The 21,839-nt window shown below is 60.1% G+C and carries 21 protein-coding genes; 4 read left to right on the forward strand and 17 right to left on the reverse strand.

What is annotated here, in order from left to right:
* Positions 1-41: 41 nt before the first annotated feature.
* The 9 genes from denD to AX768_RS34210 all read right to left on the reverse strand — a co-directional run bounded on the left by denD (position 42) and on the right by AX768_RS34210 (position 8,976).
* Complete coding sequence (gene denD / locus AX768_RS28685) at positions 42-989, reverse strand: D-erythronate dehydrogenase (RefSeq protein ID WP_062003418.1); 948 nt, start codon at positions 987-989, stop codon at positions 42-44.
* A gap of 8 nt (positions 990-997) precedes the next feature.
* The gene (otnI, locus tag AX768_RS28690; protein WP_062003419.1) at positions 998-1,795 is read right to left on the reverse strand and encodes a 2-oxo-tetronate isomerase; all 798 of its coding nucleotides are present in this window, start codon (positions 1,793-1,795) and stop codon (positions 998-1,000) included.
* Between the two features lie 21 nt (positions 1,796-1,816).
* Positions 1,817-3,157, reverse strand: a complete 1,341-nt coding sequence (locus tag AX768_RS28695; protein WP_062003420.1) for an MFS transporter — start codon at positions 3,155-3,157, stop codon at positions 1,817-1,819.
* A gap of 42 nt (positions 3,158-3,199) precedes the next feature.
* Positions 3,200-3,853, reverse strand: a complete 654-nt coding sequence (gene otnC / locus AX768_RS28700; RefSeq protein ID WP_062003421.1) for a 3-oxo-tetronate 4-phosphate decarboxylase — start codon at positions 3,851-3,853, stop codon at positions 3,200-3,202.
* Positions 3,853-5,127: a 3-oxo-tetronate kinase gene (gene otnK, locus AX768_RS28705; protein ID WP_062003422.1), complete on the reverse strand. Its 1,275-nt coding sequence runs from the start codon at positions 5,125-5,127 to the stop codon at positions 3,853-3,855. The genes otnC and otnK overlap by 1 nt, the downstream gene beginning before the upstream one ends.
* Positions 5,127-6,029 (reverse strand): L-threonate dehydrogenase, encoded by a 903-nt coding sequence (gene ltnD, locus AX768_RS28710; protein WP_062003423.1) that lies wholly within the window; start codon positions 6,027-6,029, stop codon positions 5,127-5,129. Before ltnD ends, otnK begins: the two co-directional genes overlap by 1 nt.
* Positions 6,030-6,053: 24 nt before the next feature.
* Positions 6,054-6,758: a FadR/GntR family transcriptional regulator gene (locus AX768_RS28715; protein ID WP_062003424.1), complete on the reverse strand. Its 705-nt coding sequence runs from the start codon at positions 6,756-6,758 to the stop codon at positions 6,054-6,056.
* A gap of 179 nt (positions 6,759-6,937) precedes the next feature.
* Positions 6,938-7,210, reverse strand: coding sequence for a DUF4148 domain-containing protein (locus tag AX768_RS28720; RefSeq protein WP_062003425.1), 273 nt, complete (start codon positions 7,208-7,210; stop codon positions 6,938-6,940).
* A gap of 167 nt (positions 7,211-7,377) precedes the next feature.
* Positions 7,378-8,976 (reverse strand): methyl-accepting chemotaxis protein, encoded by a 1,599-nt coding sequence (locus AX768_RS34210; protein WP_172812038.1) that lies wholly within the window; start codon positions 8,974-8,976, stop codon positions 7,378-7,380.
* Positions 8,977-9,409: 433 nt separating this feature from the next.
* Between AX768_RS34210 and AX768_RS28730 the strand changes: the two genes are divergently transcribed.
* Both AX768_RS28730 and AX768_RS28735 read left to right on the forward strand, forming a co-directional pair.
* Complete coding sequence (locus tag AX768_RS28730) at positions 9,410-10,258, forward strand: alpha/beta hydrolase (RefSeq protein WP_439823411.1); 849 nt, start codon at positions 9,410-9,412, stop codon at positions 10,256-10,258.
* A 436-nt stretch (positions 10,259-10,694) separates the two neighbouring features.
* Positions 10,695-10,883: a hypothetical protein gene (locus AX768_RS28735; protein WP_062003427.1), complete on the forward strand. Its 189-nt coding sequence runs from the start codon at positions 10,695-10,697 to the stop codon at positions 10,881-10,883.
* A gap of 30 nt (positions 10,884-10,913) precedes the next feature.
* On the opposite strand, the gene AX768_RS28740 is transcribed toward AX768_RS28735, so the two are convergent.
* Positions 10,914-11,354, reverse strand: a complete 441-nt coding sequence (locus AX768_RS28740) for a GNAT family N-acetyltransferase (protein ID WP_062003428.1) — start codon at positions 11,352-11,354, stop codon at positions 10,914-10,916.
* 55 nt (positions 11,355-11,409) lie between these two features.
* On the opposite strand from AX768_RS28740, the gene AX768_RS28745 reads away from it, so the two are divergent.
* Entirely contained in the window at positions 11,410-12,324 is a 915-nt protein-coding gene (locus tag AX768_RS28745; RefSeq protein WP_062003429.1) for a recombination-associated protein RdgC, read from the forward strand.
* Between the two features lie 6 nt (positions 12,325-12,330).
* Here AX768_RS28745 and AX768_RS28750 read toward each other — a convergent pair whose 3' ends face one another.
* The 7 genes from AX768_RS28750 to AX768_RS28785 form a co-directional block, all read right to left on the reverse strand.
* Positions 12,331-14,223: a DUF3857 domain-containing transglutaminase family protein gene (locus AX768_RS28750; RefSeq protein WP_062003430.1), complete on the reverse strand. Its 1,893-nt coding sequence runs from the start codon at positions 14,221-14,223 to the stop codon at positions 12,331-12,333.
* Between the two features lie 406 nt (positions 14,224-14,629).
* The gene (locus tag AX768_RS28760; RefSeq protein ID WP_062003432.1) at positions 14,630-16,108 is read right to left on the reverse strand and encodes a M81 family metallopeptidase; all 1,479 of its coding nucleotides are present in this window, start codon (positions 16,106-16,108) and stop codon (positions 14,630-14,632) included.
* Between the two features lie 36 nt (positions 16,109-16,144).
* Positions 16,145-16,846 (reverse strand): ABC transporter ATP-binding protein, encoded by a 702-nt coding sequence (locus AX768_RS28765; protein ID WP_062003747.1) that lies wholly within the window; start codon positions 16,844-16,846, stop codon positions 16,145-16,147.
* Positions 16,847-16,848: 2 nt separating this feature from the next.
* On the reverse strand, positions 16,849-17,616 hold the full coding sequence (locus AX768_RS28770) for an ABC transporter ATP-binding protein (protein WP_062003433.1): 768 nt from the start codon (positions 17,614-17,616) through the stop codon (positions 16,849-16,851).
* The gene (locus AX768_RS28775) at positions 17,613-18,635 is read right to left on the reverse strand and encodes a branched-chain amino acid ABC transporter permease (protein ID WP_062003434.1); all 1,023 of its coding nucleotides are present in this window, start codon (positions 18,633-18,635) and stop codon (positions 17,613-17,615) included. The genes AX768_RS28770 and AX768_RS28775 overlap by 4 nt, the downstream gene beginning before the upstream one ends.
* Complete coding sequence (locus AX768_RS28780; protein ID WP_062003435.1) at positions 18,632-19,492, reverse strand: branched-chain amino acid ABC transporter permease; 861 nt, start codon at positions 19,490-19,492, stop codon at positions 18,632-18,634. Before AX768_RS28780 ends, AX768_RS28775 begins: the two co-directional genes overlap by 4 nt.
* Positions 19,493-19,553: 61 nt before the next feature.
* Positions 19,554-20,762 (reverse strand): ABC transporter substrate-binding protein, encoded by a 1,209-nt coding sequence (locus tag AX768_RS28785; RefSeq protein WP_062003436.1) that lies wholly within the window; start codon positions 20,760-20,762, stop codon positions 19,554-19,556.
* Between the two features lie 263 nt (positions 20,763-21,025).
* On the opposite strand from AX768_RS28785, the gene AX768_RS28790 reads away from it, so the two are divergent.
* Positions 21,026-21,838 carry a FadR/GntR family transcriptional regulator gene (locus AX768_RS28790; protein WP_062003437.1) on the forward strand — a complete coding sequence of 271 codons (813 nt, stop codon included), beginning with the start codon at positions 21,026-21,028 and terminating at the stop codon, positions 21,836-21,838.
* The last annotated feature ends 1 nt before the right edge of the window (position 21,839 follow it).

The raw sequence follows: 21,839 nt of genomic DNA on the forward strand, positions 1-21,839 counted from the left end.
CGGGGATCCGCACTCAAAGCGCGATCCCCGGATTACCGTTTCTAACCTTTCCTGAATGCGCGTATTACATCGGCGAAACTGTTGTCGGCGCTCAAGCCCAGTTTCTCACCGCGTGAGACGTCCCACGCGCCAGGCCAGCTTCCCACGATCTTTTCAATCTTCGGATCTGGCTTCCAGTCGATCAGCGAAGCCACCTCTTCGCCTGCCACTTCCTTCAGCGCATCGACCATGTCAGTCACGCTGACCGACAAACCAGGCAGGTTGACCACGGGCCAGAGACCCAGCGCGGCCTGATCGAGTTCGCACCCTGCGATCAACGATTCAATCGCCTGTTGCGGCGACAGGAGCCACAAACGGGTATTGCCGTCCACCGGACATACCGCGCGTTCGCCATTCAGCGGCTCGCGAATGATGCCGCTCGCAAACGATGAAGCCGCGGCGTTGGGCTTGCCTGGCCGCACGCTGATGGTAGGCAGGCGCAGCACACGCCCATCGACAAAACCCCGCCGCGAGTAATCACACAGCAGCAATTCTGCGATCGCTTTCTGCGTGCCATACGATGACTGCGGATTCAGCGCAGTATCGTCGCGAACCACATCAGGCAGCACGCCGCCATATACCGCCACGGAGCTCGTGAACAACACGCGCGGCGCATGGCCGAGGGTCCGGCATACATCGAGCAGCAATCGCGACGCATCCAGATTGATGCGCATGCCAAGTTCAAAATCCGCTTCCGCTTGACCGCTGACAATCGCGGCAAGATGGAAGATCGCGTGCGTATCGGTGGTGATGCAGCGTTCCAGCACGCTTCTGTCCGCGATATCGCCCGTCTCGGCGCGTACGCGCTTATCGTCGAAATCGGGCGCGCGTACCACGTCGAGCAACGTGAGGCTGGCAATCGGCTTGCCCATCAGCGTGCCGCGTTCGAGGAGGCCGCGTGCGAGCCGCTGGCCCAGAAAACCGGCGCCGCCGGTAATGAGAATGTTCATGGCTTCACTCACGCACGTTGCAGATAGGGTTTGATCCAGACGAGGCCATCCGACGTAGCCGCTTTCGGCCGGTACTCGCAGCCGATCCAGCCGTCATAGCCCAGCGAATCGATAAGATCGAAAAGATACGGATAATTCAGTTCGCCAACGTCCGGCTCATTGCGATCCGGCACCCCCGCAATTTGAATATGCCCGATGCCCGCGTTCGCACGTTTCATGTCGCGCTTGAGCTTCACTGCAAGGTCGCCTTCGACGATCTGGCAGTGATAGCAATCGAACTGCACCTGAAGGTTAGGCGCACCGACTTCAGCGCAGATCGCCTGGGCATCGTCTTGACGGTTGAGAAAAAATCCCGGGATGTCGCGTGTATTGATCGGCTCGATGACCACCTTGATACCCGCTGAACGCGCCGCGCCTGCAGCACGTTCGAGGTTCTTCAGATAGACCGCACGATGTTCTTCGCGCGGCTGCTCCGGCGTGATCAATCCGGCCATCACGTGCAGCGTCTTGTTGCCGAGCACGGCGGTGTATTCCAGGGCTTTATCGAGCGAACGCGCGAACTCTTCTTCGCGTCCAGGCAACGACGCAATCCCGCGCTCGCCTGCCGCCCAGTCACCGGGCGGCGCATTGAACAAGGCTTGTTTCAGGCCGTTTTCGTCGAGACGCGCCTTGATATCGGCGGCCGGGAAGTCATACGGGAACAGGAATTCCACAGCCTTGAAGCCATCTTTCGCCGCGGCAGCGAAGCGATCGAGGAAGGCGTGCTCGGTGTACATCATCGTGAGATTGGCGGCAAAACGGGGCATGGCAATAAACTCCTTTTCAGTTCAGCGATTCACGAGCTTGGCCGGCACGAGCCATGTGGCAATGGCGCCGATCACCAGCATGGCCGCAAGTACATACATGCCGCTCGCGGTGCTGTGCGTGAGGTCCTTGAGATAACCGATCATGTACGGGCTTGCAAAACCGGCGAGATTACCGATCGAATTGATGACCGCGATACCGGCTGCTGCCGCCGCACCTGACATGAACGCCGTAGGCAACGACCAGAACAGCGGCGCGCAGGTCAATACGCCGGCGGCGGCGACAGACAACGCAATGATCGATATCGCTGTATTGCCTGCAAACGATGCCGCAACCGAAAAGCCAACCGCCGCTGCAAGCGCGGGCACGATCAGATGCCAGCGGCGCTCCCGGTGTTTATCGGCGCTATGGCCCAGGATGTTCATCACGACGATTGCAACCAGGAACGGGATCGCGCTCAACAAGCCTATGTTGAATGCCCCGGTCACACCGGTTGATTTGATGAACGTCGGCATCCAGAACGTGAGGCCGTATTGCCCTGTCACGAATGCGAAGTAGATCAGCGACATCCACCAGGTGCGGCGATCGGCGAAAAGCGCGCGCAGCGAATGTTTGGTGCTATCGCTTGCGTGTTGCGGCTGCGTGCTGATTTCGTGTTCCAGCAGGCGCTTTTCCGGTTCTGTCAGCCACTTCGCGCTGCGGATGTTGTTGTCGAGATAAAGAATGGTCGCAATGCCGATCAGCAACGCCGGGATCGCTTCAATGAGAAACATCCATTGCCAGCCTTCGAAGTGCCGGCTGTCGGAGAAGGTTTGCATGATCCAGCCGGACAGCGGATTGCCGAAGATGCCCGCAACCGGAATAGCCGACATGAATACCGCGATGATCTTCGCGCGCCGGTGCGATGGAAACCAGTACGTCAGATACAGGATCACGCCCGGGTAAAAACCGGCTTCAGCGAGACCCAGGAGAAAACGCAAGATGTAGAACTGCGTGGGCGTCTTGACGAACACGAAAAGCGCGGAGAGGATGCCCCACGTAATCATGATCCGCGCAATCCAGATGCGTGCGCCGATCTTGTGCATCAATATATTACTTGGCAGTTCGAACAGAAAATAGCCAAGAAAAAACACACCCGCACCCAGTCCAAATACCGTCTCGCTAAAACCGAGATCCTGGGACATCTGCAGCTTGGCGAAGCCCACGTTCACGCGATCCAGATAAGCGACCACATAACACAACATCAGAAACGGCACGATGCGCCAGAAGACTTTCTTGTAAGTGCTCGCAAGTTCTTTGTCGTCGTAACGGGCTGCTTCGGGCGCGCGTGTACCGCCCGGCGGCACGGCTTGTTCAGGGGTCATGCTTGTCTCCAGGAATCAAGTTGGGTGATCAGACCCGCTTCGCTACCATCGCGCGTTGAAGGTCTTGCGTAAGTCATCGATGGCCGCTTCTTCGAGCGGCTCAGGAAGAGGTGCATTGGTCGAAAGCGCCAGCATCCAGAGCCGCGCGGTTTCCTCGAGTTCTTCCAGCGCATAAGACGCGTGGCTGACGGATTTTTCCCACACGACAGGGCCGAGCCGTTCCAGCAGCACGGCACGCACCTTCGATGCGAGCGCCGCGACTTCTTCCGCTACAGCCGGATCGCCCGGGCGCCGGTAAGCAATCAGCGGCACGTGTCCAACTTTCATCACGTAGTAAGGCGTGAGGGGCGGCAGCACGTCGTCGTTGCGCCAGACACCGGCGAGCGTCAATGCAACGAGATGCGTTGAATGGGTATGGACCACGCCGTGTGCGTCGCTATTGTTCTCGTAGATCTTTCTGTGCAAGGCGAGCGTCTTGGAGGGCTTGCCGCCCGACACGTGATTGCCGGCATTATCGACCTTGGCGATATCCGCGGGGTCGAGCCGGCCGAGGCAGGCGTCGGTCGGGGTGATGAGCCAGCCGTCGTCGAGACGTGCGCTGATGTTGCCGGCGCTGCCGACGGTGTATCGACGCTCATACAGACTTGCGCCGGTCTCGCAGATCTCTTCGCGAATGCGGGTTTCACCGGTCGCCATCAAGCTGCTCCGTCCAAAGCCTTCAGCGCCTTCACGAAGAAATCCTTCGTGCCGAAGTTGCCGGATTTCAGTGCGAGGCCGATGGGTTCATCGCCGATGGACTGTGTCGCCGGCACGCCAGGATCGATCTGCGCGCCAATGCGCAATGACTTCACACCCAGCGCCTGGACCACGGCGCCCGATGTTTCTCCACCGGCGACCACGAACTTGCGCACGCCGGCATCGCGTAGCTTTGCTGCAATCGACGCCAGCGCCTGCTCGACCAGATGGCCCGCTTTGTCCACGCCGAGTTCCTTCTGCACGGCCTTCACTTCATCGGGCGTGGAGGTGGCGTAGATCAGCACGGGTTCGTCCAAACGCTCCGCGGCGAATGCGAGCGCTTGTTCGACGACGGACTCTCCACGCGATAATGCAAGTGGATCGATGCGAAAGCCCGGTTTGTTCTCGCGCCAATACGCAACTTGTTCATTGGTCGCCTTCGATGCACTCCCCGCCAGTACGACCGATCTTCCTTCGATCGACGGTAACTCGGATGCATGCGTGGCCTCAGCCAGCAGATTTGCTGCATGGAAGTTGTGCGGCAAACCGAGCGCGATGCCCGACCCGCCCGTGATCAATTTCAGCTGCGCACATGCTTCGCCGAGTACGTAGAGATCGGCGTCGGAAATAGCATCGGCGATGGCAAGACGCACGCCCTCGCTTTTCAGCGCGGTGATCTTCTCGCGCACCGCCTGCGCGCCTTTTGCGATCACGTCATACGCGATCAACCCGACCTTCGACTTTGTCTGGCGCTGCAACACACGCACGAGGTTCGGGTCCGACATGGGCGTAAGCGGATGATTCTGCATGCCCGACTCGTTCAACAGCACATCGCCGACAAACAAATTCCCGCGATAGATCGTGCGGCCGTTCTCGGGAAACGCGGGACATGCAATGGTGAAGTCGTCGCCGAGTGCGTCGAGCAATGCGTCCGCAACGGGGCCAATGTTGCCTTCATCGGTGGAATCGAAAGTCGAGCAGTACTTGAACAAGAACTGCTGGCAACCCTGGGCGCGAAGCCATTCGAGCGCGGCCAGCGACTGCGTAACTGCATTCGCTGCGGGAATCGTGCGCGACTTCAGCGCGACGATCAGCGCGTCGGCTTCGATCTCCGTATTCGATGCAGGGATGCCAATGGTCTGAACCGCGCGCATGCCGCTGCGCACGAGCATATTTGCGAGATCGGTTGCGCCGGTGAAGTCGTCGGCAATGCAGCCAAGCAGGGCTTTCGTCATTACTTCTCTCCTTTCGGAAGGTCGATGCCCGGAAAAATCCTGATGACCGCCGAGTCGTCCTCGCCGCCATGACCGGCTGTGGAAGCCATCATGAACATCTGATGCGCTGCAGCGGACAGCGGCAGCGGGAATTTGGACGCACGCGCGGTATCGAGTACGAGGCCGAGATCCTTCACGAAGATATCCACGGCGGACAGCGGCGTGTAATCGCCGGCGAGAATATGCGGCACGCGGTTCTCGAACATCCACGAGTTGCCGGCGCTATGCGTGATGACGTCGTAGAGCGCGTCAGGGTCCACGCCTTCGCGCAGGCCAAGCGCCATGGCTTCGGCGGCCGCGGCAATATGCACGCCGGCAAGCAACTGGTTGATGATCTTGACCTTCGATCCTTTGCCGTGGGTGTCACCCAGCCTGTACACCTTGCCCGCAATTGCCGCGAGCACGTCTTCGCAGGCAGCGTACGCGGCAGCGGGACCGGAGGTCATCATCGTCATCTCGCCTGAGGCGGCGCGTGCTGCGCCGCCCGACAGGGGCGCATCCAGCATCTGCAGACCGGCCGCTTCCACGCGTTTTCCAAGCTCGATTGCAAACGCGGGCGACACCGTTGCACATGCGAGCACCACGCCGCCGGGTTTCATCGATACAACCGCGCCCGGTTGCGCGTCTGTGCCGAACAACACGGTCTCGGTCTGCGCTGCGTTGACTACAACGGTGACCACGACCTCGCACTGGCTGCCCAACTCAGCAGGCGTCGCGCAGGCAATCCCGCCTTCGCCTGCAAAGGCTTCGAGCACTTGAGTGCGGACATCGCATGCATGCACCTTGAAACCTGCGCGCAGCAGCGAGCGCGCCACGCCCAGACCCATTGCACCCAAACCGATCACGCCTACATTTCTGGACATTTCGTTATCCTTTCGATTGATACGTCAGCAGATTCCGGCTTCCGCCAGGCGCCGAGCGGCGTTATATAGATGAGTCTGAGCGGCATTGCGCGCGGCCAGCGGATCGCGTGCGCGAATGGCGGCTGCAATGCGCGCGTGTTCCTCGCGCACTTGCCGAGAAAAATCTTCACGCAACGCTTCATTGCGGCGCGTCACCAGCGTGCCCGCTTCAAGATATTGATTGAGGAAAGCGAGCGTGGTGAGGAAGTACGGATTGCCCGTGGCGCTCGCAATGGCGCGATGGAACTCAACATCCTCAGTGACGCCGTCGTCGCCTTGCTCAACGGCGACATCGATTTGCGCCAGCTTCGCTTCAATGACGTCCATTTGTTCATCGGTCCGGCGCATGGCCGCTTCCGCCGCGACTTCGGCTTCGATAGCCCGGCGCAATGCCAGTATCTGCACCACCGCTCCCGGCTCCACGGCCTGCGCGTAGTCGATGCGCAGCGGCCGGATCCCCGCCCGCTCGACGATAAACACGCCGCTACCCTGCCGCGGTTCGACCATGCCCTCGTTTTTGAGGCGGGAAATCGCTTCCCGCACGACGGTCCGGCTGACGCCGAACTCCTGCGCCAGCACGGCTTCCGTCGGCAATTTGCCGGTGCTTGTGAAGCCGCCCTTTTCGATTTGCAGAAGGAGTTGTTGCGCGACGGAGTCGCTCAGCGCCCGCGCGGGAATCTTTTCGAACATGTATGCAGCATCATTAATTTGTTGGGTGATGTGGTCATCATACAAATTTCCAACAACTTTAAGATACTGGCAATTACCCTGATCCGCCTGGCGCCGCGAGGACGGGTGCCTAACGAGCGAGTATTGAGCGCGAGGCGCTTGTCCGCACCCCGCGCAACTCAGGCGGCGCGTCGCTGACCCTAATTCTGAACCGCAGCCCCGTTCGCCGAACCGTTCGATACGCCGCCATAAGCGTGATCGGCGTTGAGTTTTGCCTCGGCGGCCTGGATATCCGCCGGGTAATTTATGTCGCTGCTTGCCGGGTTATACCCCGCCTGTTCGACCCGAACCAGATCGGCCCTGACCTGTGCCCGCGTGATAGGGGCGTTGCCCGAGGTATCGGCCTGAGCAAAAGCGAAGGAAGGAATCGCGATGACAGCGGCGGCGATGGTTGCGCATATCGATGCTTTCATGATGGTTGCCTCTTGAGTGGTGGAACGTCAGTGCGGCACTGCTTTCTATGAGCGATGCCTGACTGTCATTCTGCGCACCCAACCGTGGCTCCAGGCTGACGCCAGGATTACAAGCGCGTCATGTTCGCCTCATGGGCGGTGCAAGCATCAGGCGGCGTTTAAAAAAATCACGCCGCAAGCATTCGGGTCCCGCGCTCACCCAGGCTTGCCACCCTGAACACCCCGACCGCTTCACGCAGACTGTTGGCCTGATCGGCCATCGCTTGCGCCGCGGCGGTGGCCTGTTCGACGAGTGCCGCATTCTGCTGCGTGACCTCATCCATCTGGCTGACAGCAACGTTGACTTGTTCTATCCCGGTGCTCTGCTCCGACGAAGCCGCCGATATCTCGGCCATGATGTCCGTCACGTGTCTCACCGACGTCAGCAAATCGTTCATGCTGCGGCCTGCATCGGCGGCGAGACTCGATCCTGTATCCACGTGACCGAGCGATTCGCCGATCTGATCCTTCACTTGCTTCGCAGCGCTTGCGCACCGTTGTGCGAGTGTGCGCACCTCACCTGCGACCACCGCAAAACCGCGGCCTTGTTCACCTGCACGCGCCGCTTCCACCGCAGCGTTCAGCGCGAGGATATTGGTCTGGAACGCGATGCCTTCGATCAGCGTAATGATCTCGCCCACCTTCGATGAACTCGCGGAGATCTCCTGCATCTTGCTGACCACGCTCTCGACCACATGACCGCCGGCAGCCGCTGCATCCGACGCACTCTTGGCAAGAATGTTGGCTTGTTTGGCGTTATCGGTATTCTGCTTGACCGTGGATGTCAGCTCTTCCATGCTCGACGCCGTCTCCTGCAACGACGCCGCCTGCTCTTCAGTGCGCTGCGACAAGTCCAGGTTGCCCTGCGCCATCTCGTTCGCGGCAACCGCGATCGAATCCGCCGATGTCTTGATGCCGCTGACAATGGCGCTCAACTGCGCGCGCATGGCTTCGAGCGATGCCATCAGGCTGCGGTCATCGTCACGACCGAGAACGACCGGCACGCTCAGGTTTCCGCCCGCGATCTCGCTTGCCACGCGCTGCGCTTCACCGGGTTCCGCGCCAAGTTGCTTCAGGATGCTTCGCGTGATGACCATCGCGGCCACCACGCCGATGATCAACGCAGCCAGCGCCGCCCCGAGCGTCACCACACGAAGGCGCGCGTAACCGGCTTGCGCACGGCTTGCGTCGTCGAACATGGTTTTCTTTTCCAGCTCGATCAGCGAGCGCAACGTCCCGCGCCATTCGATCTGCCTGGGACGCACTTCCTGGATCAGCGACTGGTTTGCCGACGCCTTGTCGTTCGACAAGATCTGCTGCGCCGTGCGCGCCATCAGCGGCATGGTGGTGGCTTCGTCGGACTTGAGCTTGGTCAGGAGCGTCTGCTCGGTGTCGCTGACATGTCCGCTGGATGCAAACGTCGCGGCGAGCGCACGCGCTGCGTCGTCATAGATGCCTTCTTCATGCCTGATCTTGTCGACGTTGGCCTTGACCTCTTTCTCGTCCTCGAACAGCAGCATGTCGCGGATCGCAATGGAACGCTGGTCCAGCGAAGAACGCATGGTCTGCGCAAGCGTCATTTCCTGAGTGCTGCGATCCACGATGTTCGTCAGCGTGTCGTTGATTCTCGACATTCCAAACAGCCCGACGAAAGCCACCACGCCGAGAAGCACCAGCAATGCACCAAAAGCCGCCGAGAGGCGCGTCACAACTTTGAACTGATTCATCAACATGACCTTGTTATTTGAGTTTGAAAGGCGGGCAATACCAATGCGCATGGCGAAGCCAAAGCGAATCATTTGCAAGGCTTCCGAAATGACGATGCCTTAGCTTTCGATGCTGTAAGCCATCGCGATGACAACTGGGCGTGTCGTCTCTCTGTCATGACTCCGGTTTCGGCGCCACAGGACACAAGGGGAAATCGGCTCGCATCTTGGAAAACGCGCGCGCATCCCTCTATTTGATGGCCAGACCGTGCGGGAGAAAATTTCGGTCTAGCCCGGGCTCGAAGCAAGCGTCGCTTCGAAACTCCAAGGCTGATTAACGGCAAACGAGCGCCATTCTTTAACGCTGCGCCAGATTAAAAATTTTTCAGATCAAATGGAATAGGTGGGACATGACGGTGTTCGCCCCTACACACACCGCTTATATCCTGGAGTTTTGAAAATGAAGATCCATGCCAAACTGGTCCTCTCGCTCATCGCAAGCGCATTGGTTTCAACCGGCGCATTCGCTCAGCAAATGCAAATGAAGATGCAACCCGTGCAGGATCAGCAGGCTTCACCCGCTGCCATGATGGCGGCGCCCCCGGCTCACGGACCGATCAAGAACATCGTTCTGGTTCATGGCGCGTTTGTTGGCGGAGCCGGATGGCGGCCTGTCTATGACATCCTGACGAAAGACGGATACAACGTGAAGCTCGTGCAGGAGCCGTTGACATCGTTTGGCGAAGACGTGAGCGCAACCAAGCGCGTTCTGGATCGTGAAGACGGCCCGGTCGTGCTCGTGGGTCACAGCTATGGCGGCGCGATCATCACGGAAGCCGGCAACGATCCTCATGTGAAGGCGCTGGTCTATATCGCAGCACATGCGCTCGATGTGGGTGAAACCGAAGTCAGCAACGGCAAGAAGTATCCGAACTCGACGAAGGCCGTCGTGAAGACGCCGGACGGTTTCCTGTTCTTGAATCCGGCCGATTACCCGGCCGACTTCGCGGCCGACTTGCCGCTGAAGCAAGCTCAATTCGAAGCGAATGCGCAGATGCCGACGGCAGCATCGGTCTTCTCCGGCGAGATCCCCGACCCGGCGTGGAAGACCAAGCCGAGCTGGTACATGGTTGCCAAGTCGGACAAGATCATCAACCCGGATCTGGAGCGCATGTACGCCGCGCGTGCGCACAGTCACACTGTCGAGATCCCGGGCGCCAGCCATTCCGTTTATGAGTCGCATCCGAAGGAAGTCGCCGCGTTAATCGAACAAGCTGCGCAACACGCGCAAGATCAAAGCTGATAGTTTTGACAAACGGCACACAACGCAACGGCGCTGAAGTTGCATTGCGTGCCTTCGCATTCCGATTATTTGCCAGAGAACTGCAAAACTGAATTGCCGTTTCCGGCGAATTGCCGGCGCTACATGGTATTGGGCGAAGTATGTCCCTCGGACAAACTCGATTGCCGTTGAGCAACTCGCGTTTTTCGGATAAATTAAAAACAACTCGCGTTCTCCTCGAAAGTTGTTGCCAAACATTTTCAGCGAGCCAGGGGCGGCGAGTGAGCTTGCAGCCCCGCTTCAAACACCTCGGATGATGGCGCGCATTTCGCGCCATCATCCGTTCATCGCATGGTCCCTGCGTTGCACCATTTAAAACGTATCGTCGTCAAGCGGCACGGTGTCAGCACGCGCGTAGAATCGAACCAGCCGATATCGGCCACTCGAGGGGACGACCATGACCGTGTACGCCAGGGACGAGGCAGCAAGGAAAGCAGTCGAAATGGTGCAGGCAGCGCTCGAAGCGGGGTTGCTGAAGGAAATCGTGGCATGCAGCTTCAACAACCCGGAGAAATCGGGAAAAGAAACGGCCATGTATCTGGGCGGGATGATCAGGGAACTGACCACGCAGATTGCCGAACTCTAGAACCTGTGCTTCGGTTGGGCGGTTCCGGTTCTACCCGCCGCCCAGCATCAATGTAGCGACTGTTGCGTCATCGTCTGTCTCGACAAAACCCTCCCGGCCGTACCATGCATACGCGATCCTGTTGCTTCGGAAGACATGCAGGTAAAGCGGCTTGTTCAAGCTGTACGCCAACGACACCATGTCGTTTAGCATCTCGCGTCCGATGCCTTGCCGCTGCACCGCAGGAACGACGCACAACATCCGCAGCCAGACCAGATCCGGTTCGACCTCCCAGTGCACGAACCCGCAACGCTCGTCGCCTTGCATCACGATCCTGCACGAACCCTGGCGAAGGCCTTTCGCGAATCCCGTTCGTTGAGCGTGTTCGTCCCAGCCGGTCGCTTGGGTGACGAAGCCGACCATCGTTTCTTTGTAGGTCTCGTACAACCATTCAGAGTCTGCCGATACAGCTTGCCGCATGTCGAGGTTCATTTGTGCAAACGCCTGTTCACTGTCCTATAGAATAGTGCGTTTTGCCCGGATGCCTATGTGGTTCAAGAACCTTCAGCTTCATCGTCTCCCGGCCCCTTGGGCCGTCACTCCTGAACAGATCGAAAAATGGCTTGCTCCGCACGCGTTCGTGCCGGGTGGCGGCGTGGAAATGCAGAGCCACGGCTGGGCAGCGCCGCGCGATGACGGATCACTCGTCTATGCCAAGAATCGCCAGATGCTGCTCGTCGCGCGCGCGGAAAAGAAGTTGCTGCCGGCCTCGGTGGTGACGCAGTTCGTCAAGGAACGCGCCGCTGAGCTGGAAGAGCAGCAGGGATTCAAGCCTGGCCGCAAGCAAATGCGCGAACTCAAGGAACAAGTCACCGACGAACTCTTGCCGCGCGCCTTCAGCATTCGCCGCGATACGCGCGTGTGGATCGATACCGTCAACGGCTGGCTCGTGATCGATGCAGCATCGCCCACGCTCGCTGACGACGTCCTCGGTCTGCTCGTGAAATCGATCGATCAGTTGCCGCTTGCAAGCGTGCGTGTCGCAATGGCGCCGGTCGCGGCAATGACGGACTGGCTGCTGTCGGGCGAAGGTCCCGGTGGCTTTTCACTCGATCAGGACACGGAGCTGCGTTCGAGCGGCGAAGGCAACGCGACCGTGCGTTATGTCGGCCATGCGCTCGAGATCGACGACATGCGCCGTCATATCGAAGCGGGCAAGCAATGCATGCGTCTTGCGATGACGTGGCAGGACCGGATCTCTTTCGTGCTGACGCCGTCACTGACCATCAAGCGCATCACGCCGCTCGATGTCATCAAGGAAGCGACCGATCCCACCGCGCACGGTGACGACGAAGTCTTCGATTCCGACTTCACGCTGATGACGGGCGAACTCGCAAAGATGCTGGCGGATATCGTCGATACGCTTGGCGGCGAGCAGGACTTTTCCAAGGCTGCCGCCTGATGTCGTTCAATTCGTCGTCGACTTGACGACGACCTGCGACTTCGTATCCCGTTCAATGCGTTTCAACGCCGGCTGCATGGCGGCGAACTCGGCGGGCGAGCACACCTGCTTGCCGAAGTTCGCCTGCAGATGACGCTCGGTCTGGAGCAGGTTGGTCGCAGGATCGAATACATAGCGAGATGAATACGTAAAGAACGTATCGCTGATATTGGTGTCCGCGGGGACGTCATTCACGCGCACGGTCTTCGGCAAGCTGAGTTGCGCGACTTCGTTGAAGTTGCCGCCAATGCACACGAACGGTTGCGTGCGAACGCGTTCGGCAAGCAGGTTCTCGACTTGCGATGCGATGCCGCCCGACAAACTCGTGAGCGCCGGCAATGCCGTGGTTCCGGTTGACCATACGACGTCATCGAGCGTGCCGCGTAACGTCGTGGTGACAGGCGTGCCGGTGGCATCCAGGTCGCTTGCCGTCAGGCTCGCAGCGCCGCGCAGCCCGGTCGCATGCAGACGGGCATCGGCGATTTGTTGACGGCGCTGGGGTGCCGCGTGCCGCAGGATCGCGCGCTCGGGTCCCGCGCTCCACCCCCCATCTTCAACTTGCGACGAAAACGCCGCTGATCCATCCGGCGCTACCGCGATTTGCAAACGCACATCGCGTGATAGCGGCTGCGTTGGCGGTGTCCGTGTGAGCGTGCCATCGCCAACGAGCAATGCCGGCCGATCCATCTCGGCAAGCGGCAGATATCCGAACTCGACGGCGGAAGCGGTGGCATCGGCGTACATATTCAAGCCCGGCAGCCACGTGATGATGTGATTGATCGCGCTCGCGCCGTAGCCCGGCACCGACGGTAATGTGTACACCGATCCGAGCGCGACCAGCGCCGGCTCGTTCTCGATTCCGGCCGCCAATAACAACGCCCCATACAGCGCCACGTAGTCCTTGCAGTCGCCATAGCGGTTCGCGAGGATCTGCGACGCCTTGTGCGGGACGGCGGGGCTTTGCCCCAGATAAAGCGATACGTAGCGAATATTGTGACGAACCCAGTCGTAGAGCGTCGCGGCTTTTTCGCGGGAGGTGGCGTTGTTACGCGTCAGCGATTCAGCCAGATTGCGAATGGCGGGATCGTTTGAGGTTGGATCGATGGCGCCATCGCGATAACTCGCCGCGAAGCTTTTGTAATCGGGAAACGTCGATACCATCAGTCGATCGCCGAATTGCACGTAGCCGACCGCACCCGCTTCAACGCGGTCGTAGTGCAGCGTGCTGTATGCGAATTCGTAGCGCGTGCGGCCGTTGTGCGTGACAGGCGGCAGGGCTTTGTAGCCGCGTGCATCGGCGTAAAGCGGCTTGTCTTCGGGCAGGTCGAAGACGAGCGTCTGGCTTTGAACGGGACCGCGGGCGGGCTCCACGAAATAATCGAACTGTCCGGGGATGACCGACTTCGACACCGTCTTGTGAAAACGCAGATGCACGGTCGACCCGGCATCGACGGCAGGAAAGATCACCGCCTTGAGGCGGCCGTCGGCGAAGGTCGGGGCGCCGGCGGAGCGCGGTTCCTGGATCTCGCGGATCTGGTCGGGGGCAACGTCGTGGCGGGTGCCATCGGCGCTGACGGAATAGGCGTCGCTGACCTGGACCGTCGATGTGGATTTGTCGAACCAGACATACCGCTGCGCGACATCGCCAATACCTGCGGATGTGTTGGCTTTCAGCGTGATTTCATCGTCTTCGGTGAGGGAACCATCGTCAGCGATGGTAAAGACGTGGACGTCGCTGATCGTGGTGGATGGTTGTTCGGTCTCCATGGTGTCGGCCGCGAACGCGGGGCGGAGCATGCACATCAGGAATGCGGCGAGCAGCGCAAGGGCATTGCGTGCACGGGATCGTTGCAGGTTCATGAGCCTTGGGCGCTCCGCCTCTGGATTGAGGCGTCAATCGTACAGGAGGTTTGGTTGGGCGCTTGGGCCGCCCGTTTCGTTCGTGCTGATTTTTGGCAGTAAGCGTGGGGTTGATCGCAGCCGCTGCGATCAACCCCACGACCGCCGCACTCAACCCCTCAAAACCGCCACATCACATTTCCCTGAATCGCATTATCGCGATACCCCCCGCCGTACTGGCCGGAATACGAAATTCCCACCGTGGCACTCTTGCCAACACTCACGTCGAGCCCGACCTCGACCACCGCCGTGTCATTTGCTGCACCGCAATCAAGGACGAAGCCAGCTTGCCCAAGCGGTGATTCATCCGTTCGAGCCGCGCCGCAAAAATTCAGGAAAACGCGCGGCATTTGCCTTGATCAATCACCTACCAGCTCACGTCAGCGTCCAACGGATAAACCGGCCGCTGCACATTACCGAAATCAAACAAACTGAAATCCGAACTGGTTACGCCCCGGCTGTCGCATTCGACCAGACCCTTTGCTATCGGCACGAACACCGGACGGCAATACATCCGCGATTTGAGAATCAAGAAGGTGGCACGCCGTGGATCGATACCCACGCTTTCAAACACGCCGAGATCCCAAGGTTCGTGCGTGCGCTCGGTCAGGACGATCTTCGCGACGCCGAGATCGAGCACCGCCGCCCGGCCCATATACGCGCGTTGTCCCGTGTAGGTCGGTCCGCTGATCACATACTCGCCATCGGTGAGCGCGCGCACGACGCCCGTGAGCGCCACCGGCGCATGGGGGTGCGCGGCACGACCGGCAAGCTTGTTGCCGACGTCCAGCGTAACGGTTGCACCCACGCCAGCGGCCATCAGCTTCGTAACCGCCTCAGGATCGCATATCGGCCCCATCACGATACCCGTCATGCCCTGACGGACAGCTTCCTCATAGACGTCCATGGTGTCGCATGTGCCGCCCGACATGCAGTTGTCGCCGTGATCGAGGAGGAGGACCGGTTTGTCGGCATCTAGAGCGAGCGCCGCACCTTCCGCCACGGAATCCGCCAGCGACGGGCTGCGATAAAGAAATTCCTCGCGCTCGTCCCAGATCTGCCGGCCAATACGCTCGGCCACGCGTGCGGCCGCTTCGCGATCGCCGTCGCCGACCACGACCACGCTGATGCACGGCTTCGCAATATCAGCGAGAGAAAATCCCGCCAGTATGGAAACGGCCAGCATGCCCTCGCGTTCCGCCGCCTGCGCGGCTTCCACCGCGCGCTTCATCGCGCCGGCCGCGCTCGCGCTGCGCAGCGTATGCGTCATCAGCGGCGGCTGCGACCACGCAATCACAGGACGCGACCGTCCCTCCAGCAAATCGAAGAAAAGCCGCGCGGCATGCGCGCCGCATTCGTACATGTCCACGTGCGGATAGGTCTTGAAGCTGACCATGACGTCGGCGTTATCGATCATTTTCTGCGTCACGTTCGCATGCAGATCGAGCGCAACCGCGATGGGCGCACCAGGCAGCGCGGCACGAACGCGTTCGAGCAGGTCGCCTTCGCCGTCGTTCGAATTCTCCGCGACCATCGCGCCATGGAGATCCAGCATGACGGCGTCGCAACCCTGCGCGGCATCGACAATCGCATTGCAGATCGCGTCGTAGGCAGCCGCTGCGACAGGCCCGCTCGGATTCGCCGATGCCGACACCGGCGTGACGATCTGTGCGCCCGCGTTTTCCGCGGCATCGATAAAAGCGGACATCGCAGTCTGCATGCCCTTGTTCTCGCGATACGCATCCTCGCCATGAACCGGGCCTTTGCGGCCAAACGCCTCCAGCGGCGTAGCCACCGGCGAGAACGTGTTGGTCTCGTGATTCATTCGGGCAATCAGGATTTTCATGCGGCTTCCAGTCAATTGTTTCGGATCACGAATGGTTCAGACCACGCCTACGCCGAGGTAGCGGTCCTTGATCGCATCGTCGCGAGTGAACGCGGCGTTATCGCCTTCATACACAATGCGACCCTGCTCGATGATGGTGTGGCGATCCGCCAGTTGCGTGCAGACTTCGAGGTTCTGCTCGACGAGCAGGATGGCAATGCCCGCCTCCTTGATCAGCTTCAGTTGCGCGACGATCTCTTCCACGATCACAGGCGCGAGGCCTTCCACGGGTTCATCGAGCATGAGCAACCGCGGGTGATTCATCAGCGCCCGGCCGATCGCGAGCATCTGCTGTTCGCCGCCGGAAAGCTGCGCGCCGCCGTTGGTGCGACGCTCTTTCAGGCGCGGGAAGATGCGATAGATATCGGCGAGCTGCCACGGAGAATCGCGGCGGGCGCCGAGCTTCAGGTTCTCCTCAACGCTGAGCAAACGGAACACGCCACGGTGCTCCGGCACGAAGCACACGCCCAAGGCCGCGATCCTGTGCGATTGCGATTTGCCGATGTCCGCGCCCTTGAACTTCACGCTGCCGCGCTGAGCAGCGACCACGCCCGCGATGGTTTTGAGCGTCGTGGATTTGCCCGCGCCGTTGCGGCCGAGGAGCGTGACCGTCTCACCCTCGCCTACACTCAGCGACACGCCCTGCAAGATGTGGCTCTTGCCATAAAACGCGTGGACGTCCTGCACATCGAGGATCATGCTCATGCGCGGCCTCCGGTAATCATGTTGCCGAGATAGGCACGGCGCACGCGTTCGTCGCCGCGGATATCGTCGGGTCGGCCTTCGACCAGTACGCGTCCCTGCTGCATGACCGTGATGGTGTCGGAGATGTCCATCACGATCCCCATGTTGTGCTCGATCAGAACCACCGTATAGTCGTCGCGCAGGCCGCGAATGAGCTGCTTCATGTCGTCGAGATCATCGATACCCATGCCTGACGTCGGCTCATCGAGGAAGATCGCCTTGGGCCGCGCCGCGAGCGCCATGCCGACCTCGAGCCTGCGCTGCTGGCCATGCGAAAGCGCGCCGGCAAGCGTCCCTGCAAAACGCGTCAGTGCGAGACGCTCCAGGATGGGGTCGACAATGCCGGTGTGCTCGAGCGCGCCGCGCGGTGGCATCCATGCGTTGAACGCGTGATTTGAATCGACGCCCTGGACCGCCACCCGCAAATTTTCGCGCACGCTCAGGTTTGCAAACAGGCTCGTCACCTGGAACGACCGGGCGATGCCGCGCTTCACACGTCGGTAATCCGCTTCGCGCGTGACGTCGTGTCCATCGAACACGATGTTGCCGGAAGTGATCGGCAGCGTGCCCGTGAGCACGTGGAACAGCGTTGTCTTGCCCGCACCGTTCGGGCCGATCACCGAATGCACCGTGCGCGGCATGATCCTCAGCGTGACGTCGTCGAGCGCGGTGAACTTGCCGTAGCGTTTCGTCACCGCTGTTGCGTGCAGAATGGCTTCGCTCACGAGACCTCCGTATTGCTGCGCGCACCGCGTTGCCTCAGCCGCTGCACGATCCGCTCGCCCAGTCCCCACAGGCCGCGCTGCATGAAGAGGCTGACTCCAATCAAAACCAGCCCGAGCAGCAGGAGCCAGCGCGGCCACAAGGTCGAAAGCCAGTCGGAAAACAGCACATAGAATGCCGCGCCGAGCACCGAGGCAAACAGATTCCCCGTGCCGCCGATCACCGTCATCACGAGGATCATCTCGCTCGTGTGATAGTCGATGTTCGATAGCGGCGCAATGCCCGTCATCAACGCATGCAGCGCGCCGGCAAGTCCCGTGACCGCGCCTGACACGACAAACGCCGCGAGCTTGAAACGCTTGACGTCGTAGCCGACGGCGGCGGCGCGCGCTTCGTTGTCGCGAATGGCGAGCAGCGTGCGGCCGAACACCGAATGCGACACGCGCATGAGGATCCAGAACGCCAGCAGGAACAGCACGGCGACAAACGCATAGAACTGCCATGGCGATGCAAGCGGCAAGAGCTGCTTGCCGAAGAGCGAAAGCGCGGGACGTGGAATCCCGAGCAGGCCGTTGTCGCCGCCCGTGAGGTCGGGCGACGTATAGGCGAGAAAATAAAACATCTGCCCGAACGCAAGCGTCAGCATCACGAAGTACGTACCGCGCTGGCGTATCGAGAACCAGCCGACGAGTGCAGCGGCCAGTGCGCCGACCAGCATCGCGGCGACCAAAGCGAGCGGAATCTGGAGGCCCGTCCTGGTGAGCACGAGACCGGCGCTGTAACTGCCGAGGCCAAAGAATATGCCTTGCCCGAAGGACAGCAATCCCGTTGCGCCGAGCAGCAGGTTGCAGCCGAGCGCGGCCAGCGCGTACACCAGCACTTCGGTTGCGAGCGATCCCGAACTCAAAGTGAGCGGCAACAGGCAGACCACGATTGCAGCAAACAGGATGAACCGATAGTGAAACAGCGCTTCCTTGAACGAGCGCTGCGGGGCGCGGGTATCGAGTGGTTTCGAATTCACGTGGCCCTGCCAAGCAGCCCGTTCGGGCGCAGTAAAAGGACGGCCGCCATGGCGACATAGATCATCAGACGCGCGCCTTCGGGCCACAACGTGCTCATGACGCTCTGAACGATTCCAACCAGCAAGCCACCTACCAGCGCACCAAGGAAATTCCCCATCCCGCCGATCACGACCACCACGAACGCGACGCTCAGCGCTTCGATGCCCATGAACGGATCGACCCCGCGAATCGGGGCGGCAAGCACGCCGGCAAGCGCGGCTGTCCCCGCACCGAGTGCAAACACGAGGCTGAATACTCGCAACACGTTGATGCCGAGCAGCGCCACCATCTCTGTAGATTCGCTGCCTGCACGTACCGCGCTTCCCAGGCGGGTTCCTTCGAGCAGCCACCAAAGGAGCAGCGCGAGAACCGCTGTAAAGCCGATCACGAACAAGCGGTATTTCGGGTAGATGAAACTGCCCCAGATCACCACGCCGTTCAGGATGTCAGGCACCGGCACGTTATCGCCAATGGGACCCCAGATGACGATGGTGAGCTCTTGCAGCACGAGTGCAAGGCCCACGGTCACCAGGATATGGAACTCGTGCTGCTGCGCGTAGACGTGCCGCAGGATCAGCTTCTCGACCACCCATGCAAGCACGCCGACCACCACTGGAACCACGGCGAGCGCGACCCAGAAGCTCATCGACCATTGCATGGCCTGGTAGCAGAAGTACGCGCCCAGCAAATAGAATGCGCCGTGCGCGAAATTCACGAAGCGCAGCAAGCCAAAGACAATCGACAATCCGACCGCGAGCAGGAAGTACAGCATCCCGATGCCAATGCCGTTCACGACCTGCAACAGATAAACGTTCATGGCTTTTCGTCTGAAATGAATCGATGCGAACGCGCTTGGTCGCGCGCTCGCCCGCACGCGATCAAGCCATCTTGCACTGGGTTTTATCGAGCGGCAGGAACGACTGGCCCGAACTCACGATGTCCGCGTAATCGTCCTTGTTCTTCATCTTCGCCTTCGCTTTTCCCTTGAGCAAGTAGTAGTTTTTCAGCACCTGGTGGTCGCCCTTGCGGATTTCCTCAGCGCCGGTCAGGCCTGCATACTTCATCCCCTCGAGCGCCGCGATGACCTTCTTCGGATCAGCCGTGCCCGCTTTGACAATGCCATCCAGCAGAATCTTCGTACAGATGTACGAGCCCGCCAGACTGTAGTTCGGGTTCGCCTTGAACGCGTCGTTCGCGCGCTTCACGAGATCGGCGTTGAGCGGCGAATCGATCGAATGCCAGTATTGCGCACCGAAATACACACCCTCGCAAAGGTCCGGACCCAGCGCCTCGAATTGCTCCAGGCCCGAGGCCCATGCCATCAGGATCGTGCAGTTGTTCTTCATGCCGAAGCTGACAGCCTGGCGCAAGGTATCGGAGGATTGCGAGCCGAAATTCAGGATCAGCAGCACGTCCGGTTTCGCCGCGACTGCATTGGTCAGATAACCGCTGAATTCCTTTTCATTGAGCGAGTGGTAGCTGTTACCCACATGCTCGATACCCTTCTCCTGGAAGATCGCTTTTGCAGCCGACAACAAACCGTCGCCGAAAACATATTGCGGCGTGATGGTGTACCAGCGCTTCGCTTTCGGCAGCGTCTGGATCAGCGGGCGTACGGTCTGCTCGATCGCGCCGAAGGTGGGCACGGACCAGCGAAACGTTGCGCTGTTGCAGTCCTTGCCGGTGATTTCATCGGCGCCGGCGGTCGTAATGAAAATGCCGCCTGCCTTCTCGACTTCCTTGCCCATGGCAAGCGATTCGGATGACAGGATGCCGCCCGCGAAAAAGCGCGCATTCTTTTGCTGCGCGATTTCCTGCACACGGCGCACAGCCGTGGCGGGCTTGCCTTCGGTATCGAGGACCGTATAAGTCAGCGGCTGGCCAAGCACCTTTCCGTACTGCTCGATGGCGAGCTTCATGCCCAGGTCAGCGTACTTGCCGTTCGCGGCAAACGGGCCCGACATGGGCACGGGGCAGGCGAACTGAATGGGACCGCTTTGCGCGAAGGCGCTCCGTGTGGCGAGGGTTTGCAAAGCCCCGGGTACAGCCGACAGCGCGGCCAGCTTCAAGACATTCCGGCGATTCAAAATTGACGCTCCTCGGGAAAAGGCGAGACCCGGATGACTGACGGGCCCGGCTAAAAAGCTTTTACAGAATGTTTGCTGGCGGCCACGCACGTCATGCGGCAGCTTTGACTGGAAACCTTTTATGTTGCTAGCCAGTGCCTATTTATCATGATAAATAGGATGAACTGGATCGTAGGTACAATAAATTCGGGTGTCAATAAGGCAAAATTCCGGGGTATCGGAATGCGCTGCAACAGCCGTCAGGAAGCGCTTTGGAGAAGGGTATGGAGCGAGGAAAAGCAGGTGCCACGATCGACATCAGGCAGCAGAAGCGCCCGGATCTGGTTGCCGAGGAAATCAAGCGGCTCATCACTGAACGGGATCTGAAACCCGGCGACAAGCTGCCGCGGGAAGTGGAATTGCAGCAGATGTTCTCGGTAAGTAAAAGCACCATCCGCGAGGCGTTGAAGTCGCTCGAGGTGCAGGGTTTGATCAAAGTGACGACCGGCCCGGGCGGCGGCGGAACCATTATTGAAGTGCCGCTGGATCGCACCCTGCAATTGCTGCAGAACTACCTGTTTTTCAAGGATGTCAGCATCGACGACATTTATACCGTGCGCAAATTGCTCGAGCCCGAACTTGCCGCCGGCGCCGTCGCGCATCTCACCGAGGCAGACTTTACAGCGCTCGATGACAGCATTGCCTGCTGTGACACGCCGTCCGCGCATCAAGATGGCGATATCGTCAAGCGCCGGCAGGAGGACGTGAATTTCCACGATATCCTCGCGGCCGCCAATCCAAATCCTTTCCTGCGTTTTAGCTGCGAACTGATCAACGAAATGATCCGGCAACTGATCGAATTCCGTAACGACACGCCGGCCGCCGAACTTGAACGCTTCGGTCAGGCCAATGTAAAAATCCACAAGGCGATCACGAAGGCCGCGCGCGAGCGCGACGCCGATAAAGTCCGCGAACTCATGGTCGTTCACATGACCGAGGCGCCGCGTTACGTGAAGCGCATGAAGGGCAAGCTGCGCGGCAGGCTGATCCTCGACGCCGAGATTCGCAAGCGCGTGAAAGCTCAGCCCGAGACTTGAA

Source organism: Burkholderia sp. PAMC 28687 (assembly GCF_001577465.1).
Taxonomy (GTDB): domain Bacteria; phylum Pseudomonadota; class Gammaproteobacteria; order Burkholderiales; family Burkholderiaceae; genus Caballeronia.